22 protein-coding genes are annotated in these 21,797 nt (G+C 65.3%); 19 read left to right on the top strand and 3 right to left on the bottom strand.

Annotation, left to right across the window (positions count from 1 at the left end; all coding sequences use genetic code 11):
* Nucleotides 1-24: 24 nt before the first annotated feature.
* Nucleotides 25-564 (bottom strand): hypothetical protein, encoded by a 540-nt coding sequence (locus ACSQ25_RS18315; protein ID WP_436107094.1) that lies wholly within the window; start codon nucleotides 562-564, stop codon nucleotides 25-27.
* 147 nt (nucleotides 565-711) lie between these two features.
* On the opposite strand from ACSQ25_RS18315, the gene ACSQ25_RS18310 reads away from it, so the two are divergent.
* From ACSQ25_RS18310 to ACSQ25_RS18275, 8 genes are all read left to right on the top strand, one after another.
* Nucleotides 712-1,059, top strand: a complete 348-nt coding sequence (locus ACSQ25_RS18310; RefSeq protein WP_436107093.1) for a DUF1294 domain-containing protein — start codon at nucleotides 712-714, stop codon at nucleotides 1,057-1,059.
* Nucleotides 1,060-1,081: 22 nt separating this feature from the next.
* Entirely contained in the window at nucleotides 1,082-1,834 is a 753-nt protein-coding gene (ugpQ, locus tag ACSQ25_RS18305) for a glycerophosphodiester phosphodiesterase (RefSeq protein WP_436107092.1), read from the top strand.
* Between the two features lie 93 nt (nucleotides 1,835-1,927).
* Entirely contained in the window at nucleotides 1,928-4,537 is a 2,610-nt protein-coding gene (gene alaS / locus ACSQ25_RS18300) for an alanine--tRNA ligase (RefSeq protein WP_436107091.1), read from the top strand.
* A gap of 332 nt (nucleotides 4,538-4,869) precedes the next feature.
* Nucleotides 4,870-5,097, top strand: a complete 228-nt coding sequence (locus ACSQ25_RS18295; protein WP_436107090.1) for a sulfurtransferase TusA family protein — start codon at nucleotides 4,870-4,872, stop codon at nucleotides 5,095-5,097.
* A gap of 213 nt (nucleotides 5,098-5,310) precedes the next feature.
* Nucleotides 5,311-7,032 (top strand): hypothetical protein, encoded by a 1,722-nt coding sequence (locus tag ACSQ25_RS18290; RefSeq protein WP_436107089.1) that lies wholly within the window; start codon nucleotides 5,311-5,313, stop codon nucleotides 7,030-7,032.
* A 142-nt stretch (nucleotides 7,033-7,174) separates the two neighbouring features.
* Nucleotides 7,175-7,924: an electron transfer flavoprotein subunit beta/FixA family protein gene (locus ACSQ25_RS18285; RefSeq protein ID WP_436107088.1), complete on the top strand. Its 750-nt coding sequence runs from the start codon at nucleotides 7,175-7,177 to the stop codon at nucleotides 7,922-7,924.
* Nucleotides 7,925-7,943: 19 nt separating this feature from the next.
* Complete coding sequence (locus tag ACSQ25_RS18280; RefSeq protein ID WP_436107087.1) at nucleotides 7,944-8,873, top strand: electron transfer flavoprotein subunit alpha/FixB family protein; 930 nt, start codon at nucleotides 7,944-7,946, stop codon at nucleotides 8,871-8,873.
* Between the two features lie 191 nt (nucleotides 8,874-9,064).
* Complete coding sequence (locus tag ACSQ25_RS18275) at nucleotides 9,065-10,855, top strand: acyl-CoA dehydrogenase (RefSeq protein WP_436107086.1); 1,791 nt, start codon at nucleotides 9,065-9,067, stop codon at nucleotides 10,853-10,855.
* 66 nt (nucleotides 10,856-10,921) lie between these two features.
* Here ACSQ25_RS18275 and ACSQ25_RS18270 read toward each other — a convergent pair whose 3' ends face one another.
* Nucleotides 10,922-11,335, bottom strand: a complete 414-nt coding sequence (locus tag ACSQ25_RS18270) for an NINE protein (RefSeq protein WP_436107085.1) — start codon at nucleotides 11,333-11,335, stop codon at nucleotides 10,922-10,924.
* A gap of 85 nt (nucleotides 11,336-11,420) precedes the next feature.
* Between ACSQ25_RS18270 and ACSQ25_RS18265 the strand changes: the two genes are divergently transcribed.
* The 11 genes from ACSQ25_RS18265 (at nucleotide 11,421) to ACSQ25_RS18215 (ending at nucleotide 20,961) form a co-directional block, all read left to right on the top strand.
* On the top strand, nucleotides 11,421-12,176 hold the full coding sequence (locus tag ACSQ25_RS18265) for an AAA family ATPase (RefSeq protein WP_436107084.1): 756 nt from the start codon (nucleotides 11,421-11,423) through the stop codon (nucleotides 12,174-12,176).
* A 158-nt stretch (nucleotides 12,177-12,334) separates the two neighbouring features.
* On the top strand, nucleotides 12,335-12,583 hold the full coding sequence (rpsP, locus tag ACSQ25_RS18260) for a 30S ribosomal protein S16 (RefSeq protein ID WP_036216003.1): 249 nt from the start codon (nucleotides 12,335-12,337) through the stop codon (nucleotides 12,581-12,583).
* Between the two features lie 41 nt (nucleotides 12,584-12,624).
* Nucleotides 12,625-13,164 (top strand): ribosome maturation factor RimM, encoded by a 540-nt coding sequence (rimM, locus tag ACSQ25_RS18255; RefSeq protein ID WP_436108104.1) that lies wholly within the window; start codon nucleotides 12,625-12,627, stop codon nucleotides 13,162-13,164.
* Nucleotides 13,165-13,190: 26 nt separating this feature from the next.
* Nucleotides 13,191-13,952, top strand: coding sequence for a tRNA (guanosine(37)-N1)-methyltransferase TrmD (gene trmD / locus ACSQ25_RS18250; RefSeq protein WP_436107083.1), 762 nt, complete (start codon nucleotides 13,191-13,193; stop codon nucleotides 13,950-13,952).
* Nucleotides 13,953-14,062: 110 nt separating this feature from the next.
* Entirely contained in the window at nucleotides 14,063-14,449 is a 387-nt protein-coding gene (rplS, locus tag ACSQ25_RS18245) for a 50S ribosomal protein L19 (protein WP_436107082.1), read from the top strand.
* A gap of 80 nt (nucleotides 14,450-14,529) precedes the next feature.
* On the top strand, nucleotides 14,530-15,198 hold the full coding sequence (locus tag ACSQ25_RS18240; protein WP_436107081.1) for a CoA pyrophosphatase: 669 nt from the start codon (nucleotides 14,530-14,532) through the stop codon (nucleotides 15,196-15,198).
* A 98-nt stretch (nucleotides 15,199-15,296) separates the two neighbouring features.
* Nucleotides 15,297-16,256, top strand: coding sequence for a CobD/CbiB family protein (locus ACSQ25_RS18235; protein ID WP_436107080.1), 960 nt, complete (start codon nucleotides 15,297-15,299; stop codon nucleotides 16,254-16,256).
* Nucleotides 16,257-16,371: 115 nt separating this feature from the next.
* Nucleotides 16,372-16,722, top strand: a complete 351-nt coding sequence (locus ACSQ25_RS18230) for a DUF3579 domain-containing protein (RefSeq protein ID WP_436107079.1) — start codon at nucleotides 16,372-16,374, stop codon at nucleotides 16,720-16,722.
* An 85-nt stretch (nucleotides 16,723-16,807) separates the two neighbouring features.
* Nucleotides 16,808-17,257 carry a CBS domain-containing protein gene (locus ACSQ25_RS18225; protein ID WP_436107078.1) on the top strand — a complete coding sequence of 150 codons (450 nt, stop codon included), beginning with the start codon at nucleotides 16,808-16,810 and terminating at the stop codon, nucleotides 17,255-17,257.
* A 75-nt stretch (nucleotides 17,258-17,332) separates the two neighbouring features.
* The gene (locus ACSQ25_RS18220; protein ID WP_436107077.1) at nucleotides 17,333-20,074 is read left to right on the top strand and encodes a M16 family metallopeptidase; all 2,742 of its coding nucleotides are present in this window, start codon (nucleotides 17,333-17,335) and stop codon (nucleotides 20,072-20,074) included.
* A 95-nt stretch (nucleotides 20,075-20,169) separates the two neighbouring features.
* On the top strand, nucleotides 20,170-20,961 hold the full coding sequence (locus tag ACSQ25_RS18215; protein ID WP_436107076.1) for an SDR family oxidoreductase: 792 nt from the start codon (nucleotides 20,170-20,172) through the stop codon (nucleotides 20,959-20,961).
* 89 nt (nucleotides 20,962-21,050) lie between these two features.
* On the opposite strand, the gene ACSQ25_RS18210 is transcribed toward ACSQ25_RS18215, so the two are convergent.
* Nucleotides 21,051-21,791: a GntR family transcriptional regulator gene (locus ACSQ25_RS18210; RefSeq protein ID WP_436107075.1), complete on the bottom strand. Its 741-nt coding sequence runs from the start codon at nucleotides 21,789-21,791 to the stop codon at nucleotides 21,051-21,053.
* Nucleotides 21,792-21,797 lie beyond the last annotated feature (6 nt).

The raw sequence follows: 21,797 nt of genomic DNA, 5'->3' as shown, positions 1-21,797 counted from the left end.
CGTGTCCTCTTTTCTGTGCGTGGATTATTGGCGGCGCATGTTCTGCGCCATGTGGCCCAGTGCGATGGCAAGGGCGGCGCCGCCGATTGCCTTCACCAGGGTAGGGTTTTGGGCATAGAAATCACCCATCCGGTCGACGATGCTCGGATTTTCCTGCTCGGCCTTTTCGGCCAGTTCGCGCACCTCTTCGGGCGAGACCTGCGAGGCCTGTTCCGGCGTCACCTGGGTGGGCGCCCGCCCACCGCCGAAAATGCTGCCTAGTCCACCGAGGCCGCCGGACCCGCGGCTGGCGAGTTGGGACAGCACCGCCGGGCCCAGGGTCGCCAGCAGCTGGTTCAGCATGCCGGCGCGCTGGTTCGGATTGCTCTGGCCAAACATCTGGCTCACCATCTGCGGGAAGGGCGGGGTCTGGTCGGAGCGCAGCGCCCCGGTCACGCCGCGGGCCAGCATGTCGGGCGGCGCATTCTGCGCCACGCGGTCGAAGTCGTCGTTGGCCTGGTTATAGTTGCCGCCGGCTGCGCCGCCCAGGTATTGGTTCAGGAGATTCCCAAGATCGAATGCCATTTCGTACTCCCTTGCTGTTCACATGGTAGAAGTCGAGAGTAGGGGCTTTGACCTGCGTTTCTCTGTTCGGTATCCAACGGTGGCCGGCCGAAAGCAGTATTTACTTTCCATGTAGACATCACTGGGCAGGCGCGTTAAGCTCCCCGCATGTCTTATCTGCTGCTCCTGCTGTTCGCCGCCGTCTACGCCTTCGCCAGCTTCGCGTGGGATCTGCCGCTGCTGGTCGGCGGCGCCTACCTGGCGATCAGTCTGGGCTGTTTCGTGGCCTATGCGATCGACAAGTCGGCCGCGAAGAACGGCAATTGGCGCACGCCGGAGTCGACTTTGCTGCTGCTCGGCCTGGTCGGCGGCTGGCCTGGCGCCGTGCTGGCGCAGAACTGGCTGCGGCACAAGACGTCGAAACAGTCGTTCCAGTGGAAGTTTTACCTGACGGTCGTGCTGAACCTGGGCTTGTTCCTGTATCTCTCACGGCCAGGCGCAGCACCGATTCCTTGACTCCAGCGCGGAGGAAGAGAGCATGTGGCGATATCCCCGGATCCTGGCCCATCGCGGCGGCGGCACGCTGGCTCCCGAAAACACCTTCGCCGGCCTGCGGCGCGGCATGGATTACGGCTTCCGCGCGATCGAATTCGACGTCATGCTGGCGCGCGACGGCGTGCCGGTGGTGCTGCACGATCCCTACCTCGGCCGCACCGTGAGCGGCGCCGGCCACGTGTTCGACTATGACGCCCACGAGCTGGCGCAGATGGACGCCGGCAGCTGGTTCGGCCCGGACTTCCGCGGCGAGCCGGTACCCCTGTTCGTCGAGTATGTGCAGTACTGCAAGGCGCGCGGCATCTGGATGAACATCGAGATCAAGCCGGCGCGCGGTTTCGACCGCGAGACCGGCGACAAGGTCGCACGCATCACGCGCGCCGTGTTCGCCGACGAGATCGCGGCCGGACAGCTGGAGCGGGTGCCGCTGCTGTCCTCGTTCAGCCTGGCCGCCCTGGAAAGCGCGCGCGACGCCGCCCCGGACCTGCCGCGCGCCATCCTCATGAGCGAGCTGCCGCCCGGCTGGGAGCCGCTGGCGCGCTCGGTCGAGGCGGTGGCGATCCATACCAACCACCGCCACCTGACCCCGGCGCTGGCCAAGGTCGTGCGCGACGCCGGCTTCGGGCTGTTCTGCTACACGGTCGACGAACCGGTGCGGGCCCGCGAACTGCTGGACTGGGGCGTCCAGGCCTTCTGTACCGACCGCATCGACCTGATCGGCCCCGATTTCGCCTGAATACGTAAACATCGGGCGGACTGATAAGCGTCCGCCCAGCTAGGCTATAATCGATTTTTTATAGCGCATGCTCCCTCATTCCGCCCCTACGACATGAAATCCTCCGAAATCCGCGAAAAGTTCCTCAAGTTCTTCGAGTCCAAAGGCCACACCATCGTCCGTTCCAGCCCCCTCGTGCCGGGCAACGATCCCACCATGTTGTTGACCAACAGCGGAATGGTGCAGTTCAAGGATGTGTTCCTGGGCCTGGATACGCGCCCGTACTCGCGCGCCACCACCGTGCAGCGCTGCGTGCGCGCCGGCGGCAAGCACAACGACCTGGAAAACGTCGGCTACACCGCGCGCCACCACACCTTCTTCGAAATGCTGGGTAACTTCAGCTTCGGCGATTACTTCAAGCGCGACGCCATCAACTACTGCTGGGAGCTGCTGACCAAGGTCTACCTGCTGCCGGCCGAGAAGCTGACCGTCACCGTCTACTTCGAGGACGACGAAGCCTACGACATCTGGGCCAATGAGATCGGCGTGCCGAAAGAGCGCATCATCCGCATCGGCGACAACAAGGGCGCGCGCTACGCCTCCGACAACTTCTGGCAGATGGCCGACACCGGCCCCTGCGGTCCGTGCACCGAGGTGTTCTACGACCACGGCGCCGACATCTGGGGCGGTCCTCCGGGCTCGCCTGAAGAAGACGGCGACCGCTTCATCGAGATCTGGAACCTGGTGTTCATGCAGTTCAACCGCGACGAGTCGGGCACCCTGACCCCGCTGCCGAAGCCGTCGATCGACACCGGCATGGGCATGGAGCGCCTGGCCGCCGTGCTGCAGCACGTGCACAGCAACTACGAGATCGACCTGTTCCAGGCATTGATCAAGGCCGCCGCGCGCGAAACCGGCGCGACCGACCTCGAGAACAACTCGCTCAAGGTCATCGCCGACCACATCCGCGCAGCCTCGTTCATGATCGTCGACGGCATCATCCCGAGCAGCGAAGGCCACGGCTACGTCCTGCGCCGCATCATCCGCCGCGCGCTGCGCCACGGCCACAAGCTGGGCCAGACCAAGCCCTTCTTCCACAAGCTGGTGGCCGACCTCGACATCGAGATGGGCACTGCTTACCCGGAACTGCACGAAGCGGCAGCGCGCGTGGCGCAAGTGCTGAAGACCGAGGAAGAGCGTTTCGGCGAGACCCTGGAAAACGGCATGAAGATCCTGGAAGCTCAACTCTCCAAGGATGCGAAGAACCTGGACGGCGCCACCGCCTTCACCCTGTACGACACCTACGGCTTCCCGCTCGATCTCACCGCCGACATCTGCCGCGAACGTGGCATCACGCTCGACGAAGAAGGCTTCACGGCCGCGATGGAGCAGCAGAAGAAGACCGCGCGCGCCGCCGGCAAGTTCAAGATGGCCGCCAAGGTCGAGTACGCGGGCGAAAAGACCAAGTTCGTCGGTTACGAATCGCTCACCCACAACACCCACGTGCTGGCCCTGTACGCCGACGGCGTGTCGGTCCAGGAGCTGAAGGCCGGCCAGGAAGGCATCGTGGTGCTCGACACCACCCCGTTCTATGCGGAGTCGGGCGGCCAGGTGGGCGACCAGGGCGTCATCAAGGCCGGCGCCAGCCAGTTCGAAGTCGAGGACACCCTGAAGATCCAGGCGGAAGTCTTCGGCCACCACGGCGTGCTGCGCGAAGGTTCGCTGAAGGTCGGCGACACCGTCGATGCGCAGGTCGACACCGTCAAGCGCGCGCGCACCATCCGCAACCACTCGGCGACCCACCTGATGCACAAGGCCCTGCGCGAAGTGCTGGGCAGCCACGTGCAGCAGAAAGGCTCGCTGGTCGACGCCGAGAAGACCCGCTTCGACTTCAGCCACGGCGCGCCGCTCACCGCCGACGAAATCGCCAAGGTCGAGGCCATCGTCAACCGCGAGATCCTCGAGAACCACGCCACCCAGGCGCAGCACATGTCCTTCGACGACGCCGTCAAGCACGGCGCGATGGCCCTGTTCGGCGAAAAGTACGGCGACAGCGTGCGCGTGCTGGACATCGGTTCCTCGAAAGAGCTGTGCGGCGGCGTGCACGTCACCCGCACCGGCGACATCGGCCTGTTCAAGATCGTCTCCGAAGGCGGCGTCGCCGCCGGCATCCGCCGTGTCGAAGCCGTGACGGGCGAGGGCGCGCTGGCGCTGGTGCAGTCCATCAACCGCAAGCTGCAGGAAGCCGCCGGCGCCCTCAAGACCAGCCCGGACGAGCTGCCGTCGCGTATCGCCCAGGTGCAGGACCAGGTCAAGTCGCTGGAGAAGGAAGTGGCCGCGCTCAAGTCGAAACTGGCCGCAGGGCAGGGCGACGAGCTGCTGACCCGTGCAATCGACGTGAACGGCATCAAGGTGCTGGCCGCGACCATGGAAGGCGCCGACGTCACCGCGCTGCGCGAGACCATGGACAAGCTGAAGGACAAGCTGGGCACCGCCGCCATCGTGCTGGCCAGCGTGCTCGAAGGCAAGGTCAGCTTGATTGCGGGCGTGACCAAGGATGCCACCGGCAAGGTCAAGGCCGGCGAATTGGTGAACTTCGTCGCCCAGCAGGTGGGCGGCAAGGGCGGCGGCCGTCCGGACATGGCCCAGGCCGGCGGTACCGATCCGGCCAACTTGCCGCAGGCGCTGGCCGGCGTGGCCGGCTGGGTGGGCGAGCGCGCATAAGCGGTTCCGCTCTTCCATGAACAACGCCGCCCTCGGGCGGCGTTGTCGTTCTCAGCGGCGGTTTTGCAGGCTCGACTGTCCAGCCTGCTTGTAATCGGCCGGCAGGGGCCGCATTTACCGTGTGTCGCACCATGGCAGTGCTTACTGGTTTCGCTTGTGTCTTGCCATGGTGCGCGAGCATAGATCATTTCACAATCGGTTGCAGGCGTGCAACAATGTGTGACTATTTTGGTGCGCTGCGTCATACTGCCGGAAAAGGAGTAGTATTCGACTTCCCAGCACCACCATTGAGCAGGCTAGCGATGAGCGTCACGACTATCGACATTGACACCATGGAATTCCAGAGAGACCTGGATGCGCGCGGACTGAATTGTCCGCTGCCGATCCTCAAAGCCAAGAAGGCACTCGCCGAGATGGAGAGTGGGCAGGTGCTGCGCATCGTTGCGACCGACACCGGCTCGGTGCGCGACTTCCAGGCCTTTGCCAAGCAGACCGGCAACGCGCTGCTGGCCCATACCGCCGAGAACGGCGAGTTCACCTTCCTGATGCAGCGCAAGTAAGATCCGGGCATTCGCCCGACCGCAGCCTCGGCGAGGCTGCCCGCATTACAAGAAAAGGTTCTTCACGAAGGCAGCGTGGTTCGCGGCTTTCTGAAGGACCTTTTTTCATATTACCGTTCCGGCAACGCGAGCAGAACGGAGCCGGATAAATACTGCCGCGGACCGCGGCGGCTGTGGCAAAATTGACCATTTTCCATGCCACGGGTTTCCTTCATGCGCCCTCCGTTCCGTTCGTCCCACCTGCGCCGCTTCGGCAGCTTCGCACTGGCCCTGGGCCTGGTCGGCGCCTGCACCTTGGCGCCGCTGTCGCCAGTCGAACGCGGGGCCAAAGCGCCGCTGCTGGACGGATTCGGCGACGCCACGCTGCAGCCCTCCCGGGCGAACGAGGCCGCGCGGCGCCTGTTCGCGCAGGGCATGGCGCAAGCCTATGCCTTCAACCGGCCGGAAGCGATCCGCGCCTTCAAGGCCGCGCTGGCGCAAGATCCGGCCTGCGCCATGTGCGCCTGGGCGGTGGCCTGGCAGATGGGCCCCAACATCAATAATCCGAAACGCGGCGACCTGGCCGAGGCGGTGCGTCACGTCGATTACGCCCTCAGGCAGGCCGAAGGATTGTCGGCGCGCGACCGCGCCCTGGTCGAAGCGCTGGCCCTGCGCTACGGCCACGCCAGCACCCGCGGCCAGGCCCTGCCGGCGGTCGAGATCTGCCGCGCGCCCGGCGCGAATGCGCGCAGCGAACCGGCCGATCCGCTCGACATCGCCTACGCCGCCCGCATGCGCGAGCTGGTGACGCGCCATCCGCTCGACCCGGATGTGCTCTCCCTGTATGCCGAAGCCGAACTGGTGGCGACCGACCAGGAATGGTGGGCCGAGGCGAGCGGCAAACCGTCCGGGCGGGTAGGCGAGGTGGCCGACCTGGTCGAGGCGGCGCTGGCGCGCACGCCCGATCATGTGGGCCTGAACCACTACATGATCCACGCCGTCGATGCGGTGCCGGTGGCGGCCAGGGCGGTGCTTGCCGCGGACCGGCTGGGGCGCCTGGCGCCGAAGTCGCCGCACCTGCTGCACATGCCCTCGCATACCTATGCCCAGGTCGGGCGCTATGCCGACGCCACCCGCGTCAACCAGCTGGCGGTGGCAGCCGACGAAGCCTTGATGGCCGACCTGGCGCGCCAGGGCTTTCCGGTCGCCTTCGACTGGCGCGGCCACAACACGCATTTCCAGTGGTTCGGCGCCCTCATGGAAGGGCGGGCCGAACTGGCGCTCGACACCGCGCGCGCCGCCGCCGGCCGCGCCACTGGCAAGCATACCTATGCCGAATACGTGCGCAGCCTACCGATGCTGACCCTGCTGCACCTGCAGCGCTGGGATGCCCTGCTGCGCGAACCGGCGCCGGCCGGCGACGAGGGCCTGGCGCCGGTCCTGTCCGGTGCTGCACACGGCATCGCCATGGCACGCACCGGCGACCTGGCGGGCGCACGGGCGGCACTGGCACGCGTCCAGCCGCAGGCCGACGCCCTGCTGGCGAAGCATCCGGGCAAGGACTACGTGCCGCGCATGCTGCGCAGCCTGGCCGGCAGCGCCGCCAAGGAACTGGCGGCCGAACTGGCCTTCGCCGACGGGAAGGTGGATGCGGCGCTGGCGCTGCAGCGTGAGGCCGTCGAGGCCGCGCTGGATGCCAACCGCGCCGAGCCGCCGATGCTGGCCAGCGGTCCGCGCCTGCGCCTGGGCGCCATGCAGCTGCGCGCGCGCCGCTTCGCCGAGGCCGAACAAAGCTTCCGTGCCGACTTGGCGCGCCATCCCGGTGGCGGCTGGGCCTTGCAGGGCCTGTCGCGCGCCCTGGCCGGGCAGGGCAAGGAAGCGGAACTGCGCGCGGTCGAGCGGCAACTGGCGGGCAGCTGGGCCGGTGCCGACGCCGAGGTGCGCGGCGCACCCTGAGCTGCGCTTGCGCCTGCGCAGATTAGGAGAAAACCTCTAGCATGAAATCGCACGATCGTGCTTTAATTTCGACCTGAGGCTGAATTTCTCATATAATCTAGGCCATTTCGTCTGTCCCCATTCCATTTTCTAAAGGCACCCTATGAAAGTCCTGGTACCCGTCAAACGCGTGGTCGACTACAACGTCAAGGTCCGCGTCAAATCCGACGGCAGCGGCGTGGATATCGCCAACGTCAAAATGTCGATGAACCCGTTCGACGAGATCGCGCTGGAAGAAGCCACGCGCCTGAAGGAAGCCGGCAAGGTCACCGAAGTGGTGGCGGTGTCGGTGGGTGTGGCCCAGTGCCAGGAAACCCTGCGTACCGGTATGGCGATCGGTGCCGACCGCGGCATCCTGGTCGAGACCAGTGTCGAGACCGAGCCGCTGGCCGTGGCCAAGATCATGAAGGCGCTGGCCGACAAGGAGCAGCCGCAGCTGATCATCCTGGGCAAGCAGGCGATCGACGACGACTCGAACCAGACCGGCCAGATGCTGGCTGCGCTGCTGGGCTGGCCGCAAGCCACCTTCGCATCGAAAGTGGTGCTGGAAGACGGTAAAGTGACCGTGACCCGCGAGGTTGATGGCGGCCTGGAGACTGTTGCTTTGACTCTTCCTGCCATCATCACCACCGACCTGCGCCTGAACGAGCCGCGCTACGTGACGCTGCCGAACATCATGAAGGCCAAGAAGAAGCCGCTGGAAACCGTCAAGCCGGAAGACCTGGGCGTCGACGTGGCCCCGCGCCTGAAGACCTTGAAAGTGGTCGAGCCGGCCAAGCGCTCGGCCGGCATCAAGGTGCCGGACGTTGCCACCCTGGTGCAGAAGCTGCGCCTTGAGGCCAAAGTCATCTAAATATACTTAGGAAAAGAACATGGTCGCACTCGTCATTGCTGAACACGACAACGGCTCCCTCAAGGGCGCTACCCACCACACCGTGACCGCTGCCGCCCAGTGCGGTGGCGAAGTCCACATCCTGGTCGCAGGATCGGGCTGCGGCGCCGCCGCCGAAGCCGCCGCGCAGATCGCCGGCGTGAGCAAAGTGCTGGTCGCCGACGCGCCGCACTTCGCCGACGGCCTGGCCGAGAACGTCGCCGAGCAGATCCTGGCGATCGCCGGCGGCTACTCGCACATCCTGGCTCCGGCCACCGCCTACGGCAAGAACATCCTGCCGCGCGTGGCCGCCAAGCTGGACGTGGCCCAGATCTCGGAAATCACCAAGGTCGAATCGCCGGACACCTTCGAGCGCCCGATCTACGCCGGTAACGCCATCGCCACCGTCCAGTCGTCGGATTCGGTGAAGGTCATCACCGTGCGCGGCACCGCGTTCGATTCCGCAGCAAGCGGCGGTTCGGCCGCCGTCGAGCAGATCGCCGCCGTGGGCGACATCGGCAAGTCGGCCTTCGTCGGCCGCGAGCTGGCCAAGTCGGACCGTCCGGAACTGACCGCCGCCAAGATCATCGTGTCGGGTGGCCGCGGCATCGGCTCGGCCGAGAACTTCAAGCTGCTCGAGCCGCTGGCCGACAAGCTGGGCGCCGCCATGGGCGCCTCGCGCGCCGCGGTGGACGCGGGCTTCGTGCCGAACGACTGGCAGGTCGGCCAGACCGGCAAGATCGTCGCCCCGACCCTGTACATCGCGGTCGGCATCTCGGGCGCGATCCAGCACCTGGCCGGCATGAAGGACTCGAAGACCATCGTCGCCATCAACAAGGATCCGGAAGCGCCGATCTTCTCGGTGGCCGACTACGGCCTGGTGGGCGACCTGTTCGACGTCGTGCCGGCGCTGGTCAAGGAACTGGGCTGATCCCACCACTGAAGCATGATCCGTCGTTCCCGCGCAGGCGGGAACCCAAGTTTGCCTGCGCTCCCGATAACGCCAAACGCTATCGCTGAGCATAGGAATTGGGTTCCGGCCTTCGCCGGAACGACGTTGTACTTTATAGCGTACGAAACCTGTGGCGTTCACTGCCCCCAGGCCCACATCAGGAGACAAAGGTGAGCTATCAAGCCCCGCTGAAAGACATGCAGTTCGTGCTGAACGAACTGGCCGACCTTGCCGAGATTAACCAGCTGCCCGGCTGCGAAGACGCGACCCCGGATACCGTCGATGCCGTGCTCGAAGAAAGCGCGAAGTTCTGCGGCGAAGTCGTCGCCCCGCTGAACCATGCCGGCGACAAGGAGCCGAGCTTCTGGAAAGACGGCAGCGTCACCACCTCGAAGGGTTTCAAGGAAGCCTTCCGCGCCTTCGCCGAAGGCGGCTGGCAGGGCATCCAGCACCCGGCCGAATTCGGCGGCCAGGGCCTGCCGAAGCTGGTCGCGACGCCATGCATCGAGATGCTGCATGCGGCCAACCTGTCCTTCGCGCTGGCGCCGCTGCTGACCGACGGCGCCATCGAGGCGCTGCTCACCGCCGGCACCGACGAGCAGAAGAAGCTGTTCCTCGAGCCGCTCATCAGCGGCAAGTGGACCGGCACCATGAACCTGACCGAGCCGCAGGCCGGCTCCGACCTGGCCGCCGTGCGCACCCGCGCCGAGCCGCAGGGCGACGGTACCTTCAAGGTCTTCGGTACCAAGATCTTCATCACCTACGGTGAGCACGACATGGCGGAGAACATCATCCACCTCGTGCTGGCGCGCACTCCGGATGCACCGGCGGGCGTGAAGGGCATCTCGCTGTTCATCGTGCCGAAGTTCCTGGTCAACGCCGACGGCTCGCTGGGCGCGCGCAACGATGCGCACTGCGTCTCGATCGAACACAAGCTGGGCATCAAGGCTTCGCCGACGGCGGTCCTGCAATTCGGCGACCACGGCGGCGCCATCGGCACCCTGGTGGGCGAAGAGAACCGCGGCCTCGAGTACATGTTCATCATGATGAACGCGGCCCGCTTCGGCGTCGGCATGCAGGGCGTCGGCCTGGCCGAACGCGCCTACCAGCAGGCGGTCGCCTTCGCCAAGGACCGCGTGCAGTCGCGCGAAGTGGCCGGATCCAGTGGCCCGGTGGCCATCATCAACCACCCGGACGTGCGCCGCATGCTGATGTCGATGCGTTCGCAGACCGAGGCGGCGCGCGCGCTGGCCTATGTCGGCGCGAGCCTATCGGACATCGCGCACAGCCACGCCGACGAAGTGACCCGCAAGGCCAAGCTGGCCGTCTACGAATACCTGGTCCCGGTGATCAAGGGCTGGTCGACCGAGATGAGCGAGAACGTGGCGCGCGACGGCGTGCAGGTGCATGGCGGCATGGGCTTCATCGAAGAGACCGGCGCGGCCCAGCACTACCGCGACGCCAAGATCCTGACCATCTACGAAGGCACTACCGCGATCCAGGCCAACGACCTGGTCGGCCGCAAGACCGTGCGTGACGGCGGCGCCGTGGCCAAGGGCCTGATCGCCCAGGTCCGCGCGACCGAGGCGCAACTGGGCGAGCTGCAGGGCGACGAGTTCGCGGCCATCCGCCGCCAGCTGGCGCTGGGTTCCGCCGCGCTGGAGCAAGTGGTGGACTTCGTCGTGGCCAATGCGAAATCGGACGTGCGCGCCGTGTTCGCGGGCAGCGTGCTGTACCTGAAGCTGGCCGGCGTCGTGCTGGGCGGCTGGCAGATGGCGCGTGCCGCGATCGCGGCACAGAAGAAGCTGGCGGCAGGCGAGGGCGATGCCTCCTTCTTGCGCGCCAAGATCGTCACCGCGCGCTTCTTCGCCGACCACGTGCTGTCGACGGCGCCGGGCCTGTGCACTGCCATCGTCGAAGGCGCGCCGGGCGTGCTGGCGCTGGAGGTGGACCAGTTCTGACGCTGTCAGCGTCGATGAAAAAAAGGCAGCCCCGCAAGGCTGCCTTTTTTTTGTCGACGCCGTTTGTCAGCCGTAGGATCCGCCGGTGTACAGCAGATCGAACACCCGCGCGATCGTCCCGATCAGCACGATCGCACCCACCCCCAGGATCAGCACCAGCAGCAGCGCCAGCATCCAGTTCGAGCGCGAGCGCTTGCCGCTGCCCTTGTTGTGCTGCGCATCCCAGGCCTCGTCCGCCGTCAGGCCGATGACCAGCCCCTCCACGAAGCCCGCGATATACGACACCAGCAGCGGCAGCAGCACGTAGAAGGGGTGCGGCTGCACCGCGCCCCACAGGATGCCGGTGACCGGCAGGCTGCACAGGTGCAGCAGGCCGAGGCGGTCGGTGGCGCCTTTCAGGTAGAAGCGGTGGACGCCGAAGCCGCCCAGCAGCAGGGCGAGCAGGGTGGCGAGAGTCTTGTTCTTGTGCCGGACAGCCATGAGCATTGCCAATAGTTCAGGAAAACAGGAGTATGGTGCAAAATGGCAAGGAAGGCACGCCTTTAACCCATCCAGAACCCCGACGATGCTCAAGACCCGCTCCTACCTCGCTGAAATCCAGCTCAAGCCGAGCGCGCCGGTGGAGCCGCCGGTGTTCCCGTTTACTCTGCCGGCGATCCGCTCCCTCGAGCGCCTGCCCTTGCATCCGAACGTCACCTTCCTGGTTGGCGAGAACGGCTCGGGCAAGTCGACCCTGCTGGAAGCCATCGCGGTCGGCATGGGCTTCAATGCCGAAGGCGGCAGCCGCAACTTCAACTTCGCCACCTTTGCCTCGCATTCGAGCCTGCACGAGCATCTGCGCTTCGTGCGCGGCTACGAGCGGCCGCGCGACGGCTTCTTCCTGCGCGCAGAGAGCTTCTACAACCTCAGCAGCGAAATCGAACGCCTTGACAGCGAACCCGGCTTCAGCCCGCCGATCATCAACTCCTTCGGCGGCAAATCCCTGCACCAGCAGTCGCATGGGGAATCTTTCCTCACCCTGTTCATGGAACGTTTCGGCGGCCAGAGCTTCTACATGCTGGACGAGCCCGAGGCTGCCCTGTCGCCCCAGCGCCAGCTTGCCCTGCTGAGCCGCCTGCACGACCTGGTCGGCCAGCGCTGCCAGTTCGTGATCGCCACCCACTCGCCCATCCTGATGGCTTACCCGAACGCGATCATCTACGAATGCGGCGCGCACGGCATCCGCGAGATCGCCTACGAAGATACGGAACACTACCGCGTCACCCGCGACTTCCTGGCCAATCCATCCCGGATGTTGCGCGTGCTGATGGGAGAGGAGTAGCCCAACGGTGGCCTTGTGGCGAAAAATCGGGGATAATGCGCAATTCGCCGAACTGCACGTTGCGTGTCCGTCGTGTTGCTATTAACGCTTGCCCATATCTAGGCTTGCGCGCTATAATCGTCGGCTTTCTCCGTCCAATACAACTTTTTGGAATTATTATGGTCGTTATCCGTTTGGCTCGTGGCGGCGCAAAAAAGCGCCCGTTCTACAACATCGTTGCAACCGATTCGCGTAACCGTCGCGACGGCCGTTTCATCGAGCGCATCGGTTTCTACAACCCGATGGCCTCGGGCGCTGAAGTCGGCCTGCGTATCGCAGCTGACCGTCTGGCTCACTGGCAAGGCGTTGGCGCACAACTGTCGCCGACCGTTGCTCGCCTGGTCGCTAACCAGCAGCCTGCAGCCTAAGTAAAGCAGGTCAAGGCTTGACCGATTCGGCAGCATCCGGGGTGCAAGTCCCCGACGACCTGGTCCAGGTCGGCTATGTGTCCGGCGCGTTCGGGATCGTGGGAGGCCTGCGTGTCACCCCGTTCTCGGTGGACGCCGACGCGCTGCTGAACGTCAAGACCTGGTGGCTCGACAAGCCGGCCCTGCGTTCCGTCTCGGTACGCACGGCAAAGATGCATGGCGGCGATGTGGTCGCCACCCTGGTCGGCATGCGCGACCGCAACGACGCCGAAGCGCTCAAGGGCGCGGGGGTGCACGTGTCGCGCAGCGAGTTCCCGAAGCTCGAAGAAGACGAATACTACTGGTCCGATCTGATCGGGCTGGATGTGGTCAACCTGCAGGGCGAAGCCCTGGGCAAGGTGACCGACATGATGCACAACGGCGCGCAGTCGATCCTCCGGATCGCTCCCGTCGCATCTGAGAATACTGGTGCTCCCGACGCGAAAGTGTCGGAGCGCCTCGTGCCGTTTGTCGACCAGTTCGTCAAGAACGTCGATCTCGGTGGGAAACTGATTACCCTGGACTGGGGTCTGGATTATTGACCCGTCCGATACGGAGCGAGGTCCCGATGCAGTTTGACGTCGTGAGCTTGTTTCCGGAGATGTTCGCAGCCTTGACGCAGTCGGGCGTGACCCGGCGCGGCATCGAGCAGGGGCGCTGGGGCCTGACGATCTGGAACCCGCGCGATTTCACGCAAGACCGCCACCGCACCGTGGATGACCGCCCCTACGGCGGCGGCCCTGGGATGGTGATGCTGGCCAAGCCGCTGGAAGCCGCGATCGCTGCTGCGAAGGGGCGCCAGGTCGAGCTGGGTTTGCCGGCGCCGCGCGTGGTGTTCATGTCGCCGCAGGGCAAGCCCCTGACGCACGAACGCGTGGTGGCGCTGAAGGACGAGCCGGGACTGGTCGTGCTGTGCGGCCGCTACGAAGGCGTGGACCAGCGTTTGCTGGACCGCTGCGTCGACGAGGAAATCTCGCTCGGCGACTTCGTGCTCTCGGGCGGCGAACTGCCGGCGATGGCGCTGATGGATGCGGTGGTGCGTTTGCTGCCGGGCGTGCTGGGCGACGAAGCCTCGGCGGTCGAAGACAGTTTCGTCAACGGCCTGCTCGATTCGCCGCATTACACGCGTCCGGAAGTCTACGAAGGCGAAGCGGTGCCGCCGGTCCTGATGGGCGGCAACCACGCCGAGATCATCAAGTGGCGCCGCCAGCGCATGCTGGAGGCGACCGCGAAGAAACGGCCGGACCAGCTGGAGCGTGCGCGTGCCGCCGGCCAGCTGACGAAGGTCGATGAAAAGTTTCTGGCAGAGCTGAACAAGCCTGCCGAGTAAGAATGTACCTTGTGTGCATGTAACGGCGGGCATGTTGTCCGCATGTTCAACCCCATCCTCTACTGGGCATCCTGTACAGCGCCAGCAAGATGGTTTTTGGAGTAATAAAAATGGATCTGATCCAACAACTCGAGCAAGAAGAAATTGCGCGCCTCGGCCGCAAGATCCCTGATTTCGCACCGGGCGACACCGTGATCGTCAGCGTCAACGTCGTCGAAGGCAACCGCAAGCGCGCCCAGGCATACGAAGGCGTCGTCATCTCGCGTCGTAACCGCGGCCTGAACTCGAACTTCATCGTTCGCAAGATCTCGTCGGGCGAAGGCGTCGAGCGTACGTTCCAGCTGTACTCGCCGCTGATCGCTTCGATCGAAGTGAAGCGCCGTGGTGACGTGCGTCGTGCGAAGCTGTACTACCTGCGTGAGCGTTCGGGCAAGTCGGCACGTATCAAAGAAAAGCTGCCACAGCGTAAAGTCGCGACCGCTGCTGCTGCTGAGTAATAGCGTCCGTGCTCAGAGAAAGGCATCCGCAAGGATGCCTTTTTCTTTATGCGCGCCAGTTTTTCCTCTAGGAATGTGATTTGACCAAGTTCGTGTTCGATCCCACTGCAATGCCCGTCGAAGGCCTGGCCGGCGAAGCGCCGCTCGCGCCCGCGCTGCTGAGCGCCGAGGCGGTCCGCGCCCGCTTTGCGCGCATGCTGCCGTGGGAGCCTGAGGCCTCGGATGAGGCGCTGGCCACACCCGCGCTGCGCCTGCGCCGCGCCGCCGTGCTGGTGCCGCTGGTGGAACGTCCCGAAGGACTGACCGTGCTGCTGACCAAGCGCACCGACCACTTGTCCAGCCACGCCGGCCAGGTCAGCTTTCCCGGTGGCCGCGCCGAAGAGCTGGATTCCTCGCCGATCGAGACCGCCCTGCGCGAGACGGAAGAAGAGATCGGCCTGCACCGCCGCCACGTCGAGATCATCGGCGTGCTGCCCGAGCACGTCACCATCAGCGCCTACCGCGTCACCCCGGTGGTGGCGATCGTGACGCCGCCCTTCGAACTGAACGCCGACCCGGGCGAGGTGGCCGAGATCTTCGAAGTGCCGCTGAGCTTTTTGATGTCCGGCGCCAACCATGAGCGCCGTTCGGTGGCGCTGCCGGAGGGGATGGGCAAGCGCCGCTTCTATGCGATGTCCTACCAGGATTACTTCATTTGGGGGGCGACGGCTGCCATGCTGCGCAATCTCTATCACTTCCTGCGGGCCTGAGTCCGAGCCGCTCCTCGATTTCCTGATTTGATTCCGGCCCGCTTCTCCGCTATCGTAGCGGGCAGCACGGTATTGCCAGAACAAAAAAGGATTCCTGAATGACATTTTTCTCCATCCTCGTCGCGCTGATCATCGAGCAGCTCAAGCCGCTGCGCGCCGACAACCAGGTCTACGGTGGCATCAAGGGCTTCGCGATGCGCATCGAAGGCTGGTTCAATGCGGGCGAGCAGAAGAATGGCCGCATGGGCTGGATCCTGATGATGCTGGCCCTGATGCTGCCGACCTGGCTGGTGTACTGGGTCTTCATGCGCTACAACCTGGTGCTGCTGGCCTTTGCCTGGAACGTCCTGATCGTCTACCTGACGCTCGGCTTCCGCCACTACAGCCATTACTTCACGTCCATCCAGTTGGCCCTGAACCAGGGCGACGAAGCGGGTGCGCGCCAGTTGCTGGCCGAGTGGACCCGCCTCGATACGGTCGGGATGGACGGCACCGAGATCGCCCGCGTGGCCGTGGAAAAATCCCTGATCACCACCCACCGCAACGTATTCGGCGTATTCTTCTGGTTCCTGATGCCGCTCGGACCGGCCGGCGCGGTGATGTACCGCGTCTCGGAATACCTGGCGCGCGCCTGGAACGAACCCGATCACATGCGCAACGAGGCCTTCGGCCAGTTCGCCGCCAAGGCCTTCTACTGGATCGACTGGATCCCGGTGCGCCTGACGGCGGTGGCCTTTGCCGTGGTCGGCAACTTCGAGGATGCGATCTATGCCTGGCGCAATTTCGCGCGCCGCTGGGCCGACGAGTCGAAGGGCATCATCCTGGCCGCGGGCGGCGGGGCGATGGGTGTCAGGCTGGGCACGCCGAACGAGAACGCGCCCGAGCCGCTGCCCCTCGATGCCGCCACGGTCGACCTGAGCGACCGCGACACCGAGGTGCTGCCGGGCGAGGAACCGAATTTGCGCGCTCTGCAGAGCACGGTCGGGCTGGTGTGGCGGGCATTGATCCTGTGGATGATCCTGCTGCTCCTGCTGTCGAGCGTGGTGTGGCTCGGCTGACCGCGAATTCGTCCAATCCGCACGGCAGGCCTCGTCCGTCAGTCTTCTATAAGATATAATACTGCGCTGAGGTTGTTCTCATCCACGCAGTATTCTTGTTTCAGCAAGCAGCACTATGGCCGAGTTACCGCATACCACGGAAAAGAAACTCAAGGACGAGTTTTTTATCCTGGGCATCACGAGCAAAGGCAGGCAGTTCCGTCCCAGCGACTGGGCCGAGCGCCTGTGCGGGGTCATGTCCTGCTTCGCTCCCGGCGCCGCCGGCCGTAACGCCCACCTGCAATTCTCCCCCTGGGTCCACCCGACCATGGTCAATGGCGTGAAGGCCGTGGTTGTCAGCCGCGAGCTGCAGCAGATCGAGCCGCTGGCCTACCACTTCGTGCTGAACTTCGCCAAGGACAACGATTTGCAGGTCGCGGATGCCTGCTTCGTGCCGCCGCCGGATGAGAAGAAACCCGCGGCATAAGGCCTTTCGGATTCGGGAACTGGCGCTATGATGAAAGTCATAGCGCCAGTTTTCATTTGGTCCCGGAAAAAAGGAGGGACGCACCATGCACATCCGCGACATCTGCACCAGCGAAGCCGCCCACTGCACCCGTGACGAAACCGTGCAGGGCGCGGCCCTCATGATGCGCCGCCTGCACGTGGGCGACATCATCGTCGTCGATCAGTTCGACGGCGCCAGCGTCCCGGTCGGTATCCTGACCGACCGCGACATCGTGGTCTCCGTCATCGCTCCGGGCCTCGATCCGGCCAGCCTGCTGGTGGGCGACATCATGACCGACGACCTGCTCACCGCGCGCGAAACCGACGACGTCTACGAGACCATCGAGCGCATGCGCCTGCGCGGCATCCGCCGCGTGCCCGTCATCGACGCCGGCGGCAGCCTGGCCGGCATCGTCAGCGCCGACGACCTGCTCGAATTCCTGGCCGAAGAGATGGGAGAATTGTCCCGTATTAGCCCATATCAACAAGCGCACGAGCGCCGAGCCCGCCAGTAGTAAATCTCTCTGCTACCATCCTGCATTGTTCAAGAACATGCAGGACAGAAAGTCCTGCCAACATGACAGGACACCATGAACTGGATCAATTGCAAGCGCGGCCTGGCCGCATGCAGCCTCAGCTTCCTTCTGGCCGGCGCCGCCTGGAGCGCGCCGGCACAGCAGAAGAGCGCGCCCCTGCCGCCGGGCGTGAGCCTGGGCCCCTCGGCCGAAGGCATCACCGAATACCGCTTGGCCAACGGCCTCAAGGTGCTGCTGTTCCCCGACGCCTCGCGCCCGACCGTGACGGTGAACGTCACTTACCTGGTCGGCTCGCGCCACGAGAACTACGGCGAGACCGGCATGGCCCACCTGCTCGAACACCTGCTGTTCAAGGGGACGAAAAAGAACCCCGACATCACCGGCCAGTTCGCACGGCGCGGCATGGACTTCAACGGCACCACCTCGCTCGACCGCACCAACTACTACGAAGTGTTCCAGGCTTCGCAGGACAACCTGGACTGGGCCCTGCAGATGGAAGCCGACCGCATGGTCAACTCGCCGGTGGCGCAGAAGGACCTGGCCTCCGAGATGACGGTCGTGCGCAACGAGTTCGAGAGCGGCGAGAACTCGCCGGCCCAGGTGCTGTTCAAGCGCATGCAGAGCGTGGCCTACGACTGGCACAGCTACGGCCGCTCGACCATCGGCAACCGCAGCGACATCGAGAACGTCAGGATCGCCAACCTGCAGGCTTTTTATCGCACCTGGTACCAGCCGGACAATGCGGTGCTGCTGGTGGCCGGCAAGTTCGAGCCGAATGCGACCCTGGCCACCATCAAGCGCCTGTTCGGCGCCATCCCGAAACCGAAACGCTCGCTGCCGCAGTTCTGGACCGTCGAACCGACCCAGGACGGCGAACGCAGCTTTGCCGTGCGGCGCCAGGGCGACGTCCAGATCGTTGCGGTGGGCTACAAGATCCCGTCCGACCTGCAGGAAGAGTCCGAAGCGCTCGGCTTCGCCTCCGAGATCCTGGGCGATGCGCCGAACGGCCGCCTGCACAAGCTGCTGGTCGAAACCGGCAAGGCGAGCCAGGTCTTCAGCTTCGGCCAGACCGGCTACGCGCCCGGCCTGCAGTTCTACGGCGCCGTGGTCAAGAAGGGCGAGCCGATCGAGCCGGTGCGTGAAGCGCTGCTCGATGCCGTCGAAGGTTTCGCCAAGCGCCCGCCCACCAAGGACGAGATGGAGCGGGTGCGCCGCTCCTGGCTCAACTCGATCGAACGCAGCCTGAACGACGCACAGGGCTTCGGCGTGGCGCTGTCCGAGGCGATCGCGCTGGGCGACTGGCGCCTGTACTTCCTCGGCCGCGAACGCATCAAGGAGCTCAAGGGCGAGGAGGTGGCCGCCAGCGCCGGACGCTACTTCCTGCGCAGCAACCGCGTCACCGGCACCTTCATCCCCGAGGATGCGCCGGTGCGCGCCATGATCCCGCCGGCCCCACACGTCGAGACCGTGATGAAGGACTACAAGCCGGCTGAATCCAGCCTGGTGTCGGAAGACTTCGACCCCAGCCAGGCCAACATCATGAAGCGCACCACGCTCACCACGGCGGGCGGCGTAAAGCTGGCCCTGCTGCCGAAGAAGAACCGCGGCGAGACCGTGACCGTCCACCTGCGCCAGCACATGGGCGACGAGAACAACCTGTTCGGCAAGGGCATGACCTCGGCGCTGTCCTCCGCCATGCTGACGCGCGGCACCGCGAAGTACAGCCGCGCCGAGCTGGCCGATGCCTTCGACAAGCTGAAGATGGCGGGCGGCCCGACCAGCTTCCAGACCACCCGCGAACACCTGCCCGAGGCGCTCAGGCTGGCGGCCCACGTGCTGAAGGAGCCGGCCTTCCCGGCGACCGAGTTCGAGCAGCTGCGCAAGCAGATCATGGTCGGCCTGGAATCCAGCCGCGCCGAACCGCAGAGCGTGGCGGCGCGTGCGCTCTCTACCCACTTCAACCTGTATCCGCGCGGCGACGTGCGCCATGCGACCACTCTCGAGGAAGACATCGAGGACTTGAAGGCCGTGCGCCTGGAGGACGTGGTTGCCTTCCACCGCGAGTTCTACAACACCAACCCGGCCGAGATGGCGATCGTCGGCGACTTCGATCCGAAGGAGATCCTGCCCCTGGTCGACAGCCTGTTCGGCAAGTGGAAGGCCCCGGCCAATGTGGCGCCGGTGCTACGCCGCCATGCCGAGGTGGCGCCGCTCAGCAAGACCCTGAATACGCCGGACAAGGAAAACGGCTTCTACCTGGCGCGCATGAACCTCGACCTGAACCTCGAGGACCCGGATTATCCGGCCCTGATGCTGGCCAACTACGCTTTCGGCGAGGGCGGCCTGAAGTCGCGCCTGATGGACCGCATCCGCCAGAAGGAGGGTCTGTCCTATGGCGGCGGCTCGGACCTCTCGGCCGGGGATCTCGACCGCGCCGGCAGCTTCTCGATCAGCGCCATCGCCGCTCCGCAGAACCTGCGTAAGCTGGACGCCGCCGTGCGCGACGAACTGGCGCGTGCGCTGAAGGGCGGCTTCACGGCGGAGGAGCTGGCCGACGCCAAGTCGGGCCTGATGCAGCAGCGCCTGCAGAACCGCACCAACGACGGCGTGCTGGCCTCGGGCTGGACCGCCTTCCTGTACCGCGGCCGTAGCTACGAATGGTCGGCCGAGCTGGAGCGCAAGCTGATGGCGGTCACGCTGCCCCAGCTGAATGCGGCCTTCCGCAAGGCGCTCGACCCTGCGAAACTGTCGGTGGTGATGGCGGGCGACCAGAGCAAGGCCGGCGGCGCGCCCTAGAAGCAACAGACTAGGTCCCGGTTGTGACAAGGCGCCCAATGCTGCGTTAAAATGTTGCCTTTAGGAAGCATTATTTGCGGAGCATCAGGAGCATCATGAAAGGGATATCAAAAGCGCAGGTGCCGAACGAGCTGCCATTCACCGGCAAGGTGGCACTCGTGACCGGCGCGTCCAGCGGGATCGGGCGCGCCACGGCGCTGGCCTTCGGCCGTGCAGGCGCCCAGGTGGTAGTCGCCGATACGGCGATCGACGGCGGCCATGCGACCGCCGCCATGATCGTGGAATCGGGCGGCAAGGCGCTGTTCGTGCGCTGCGACATCACCAAGGCGGTCGAGGTCGAGGCCATGGTCGAGAAGACCATCAATTACTACGGTCGCCTGGACATCGCCATCAACAACGCCGCCATCGATGAAGAATGCGCGACGCTGGCCGAGGGCAACGAAGAGCAGTTCGACCGCATCATGGGCGCCAACGTCAAGGGCGTGTGGCTGTGCATGAAATACCAGCTGCGCCGCATGCTGGTCCAGGGCGGCGGCGCCATCGTCAACGTGTCCTCGGTGTCGGGCCTGGTCGGCGCGCCGAACCGCGCGATCTACGCGGCCAGCAAGCATGCCGTGGTCGGCCTGACCAAGAGCGCGGCCGCCGAATACGCGCGCGAAGGCATCCGCATCAACGCCCTGTGCCCGGCGGCGGTGAAGACCCCGATGCTGGCGCGTTTCGTCGAGCGCGATCCGGCCAGCGAGAAGAAGCTCAAGGCTTCGCACCCGATGGGGCGATTCGCGGAGACGCTTGAAGTCGCGAATGCGGCGCTGTGGCTGGCGTCGGAGCAGGCTTCCTACGTCAACGGGCATGAACTGGTGGTGGATGGCGGGTTTACGGCTGTCTGAGTAAACAGCGGTGATACGCATCGGCTCCGGCGTCGCGCCGAATGATCTGGCTGCAAACGATCACCGCGTGGGCGGGAGACCCGCCCACCCTACGAAGCATTCAACTCCGCCACGAAGTCATACATGTCGCCCCTGAAGTAAGAGCGGCAGAACTCGACCGCCCGCCCATCGCGGGCAAACCCCAGCCTTTCCACGCACAGCCCCGCGTCGCCTTCGCGGGTCTGCAGCAGGCGCGCCTGTTCGGCATTCAGCAGCAGCGCCGACAAGCGCTGCAGCGCCCGCACCGGGCGGTTGCCGGTGGCCTGCAGGGCCTCGTACATCGAATCGTCCACCGCATCCAGCGCGGGCAGGGCGAAGGCGGCGATGGTCGCGTACTCGAGGCACATCGGCAGCTCGTCGGCATAGCGGATGCGGTTGAAGCGGTACACCGGCGTGCCCGGCGAGAGCCGCAGGCGCAGCGCTTCCTCGGGCGTCACCAGGCCTTCCGAGCGCTTGAGCCACTCGTTGCGCGGCACCCGTCCGCGCGCCCGCATGTCTTCGGAAAACGAGGTGAGCTTGGCGAAGTTCTTTTCGATGCGGGTGTTGATGAAGTTCCCCGCGCCCGCGCGCCGCACCAGCAGGCCTTCCTCGACCAGTGCGTCGATCGCCTTTCTCACCGTGATGCGCGAGATGCCGAGTTCCTGGGCCAGCTGGCGCTCGGCCGGCAGGGCCGAGGCCGAGCCCCAGGTCCCCTCGTCGATGGCGCGGCGCAGCGCCTGCTGCAGCTGCTGGTACAGGGGGAGCTTGCCGCCGGCGGCGGCCGCTTGCATCAATTCTGCGAGTGCGTTCATCCCCGC

Origin of the sequence: Massilia sp. LjRoot122 (assembly GCF_964252725.1) — a bacterium.
In the GTDB taxonomy this organism is placed as follows: domain Bacteria; phylum Pseudomonadota; class Gammaproteobacteria; order Burkholderiales; family Burkholderiaceae_D; genus Telluria.
The sequence above is the reverse complement of the archived record's forward strand: the minus strand, read 5'-3'. Positions and strand labels throughout refer to the sequence as shown.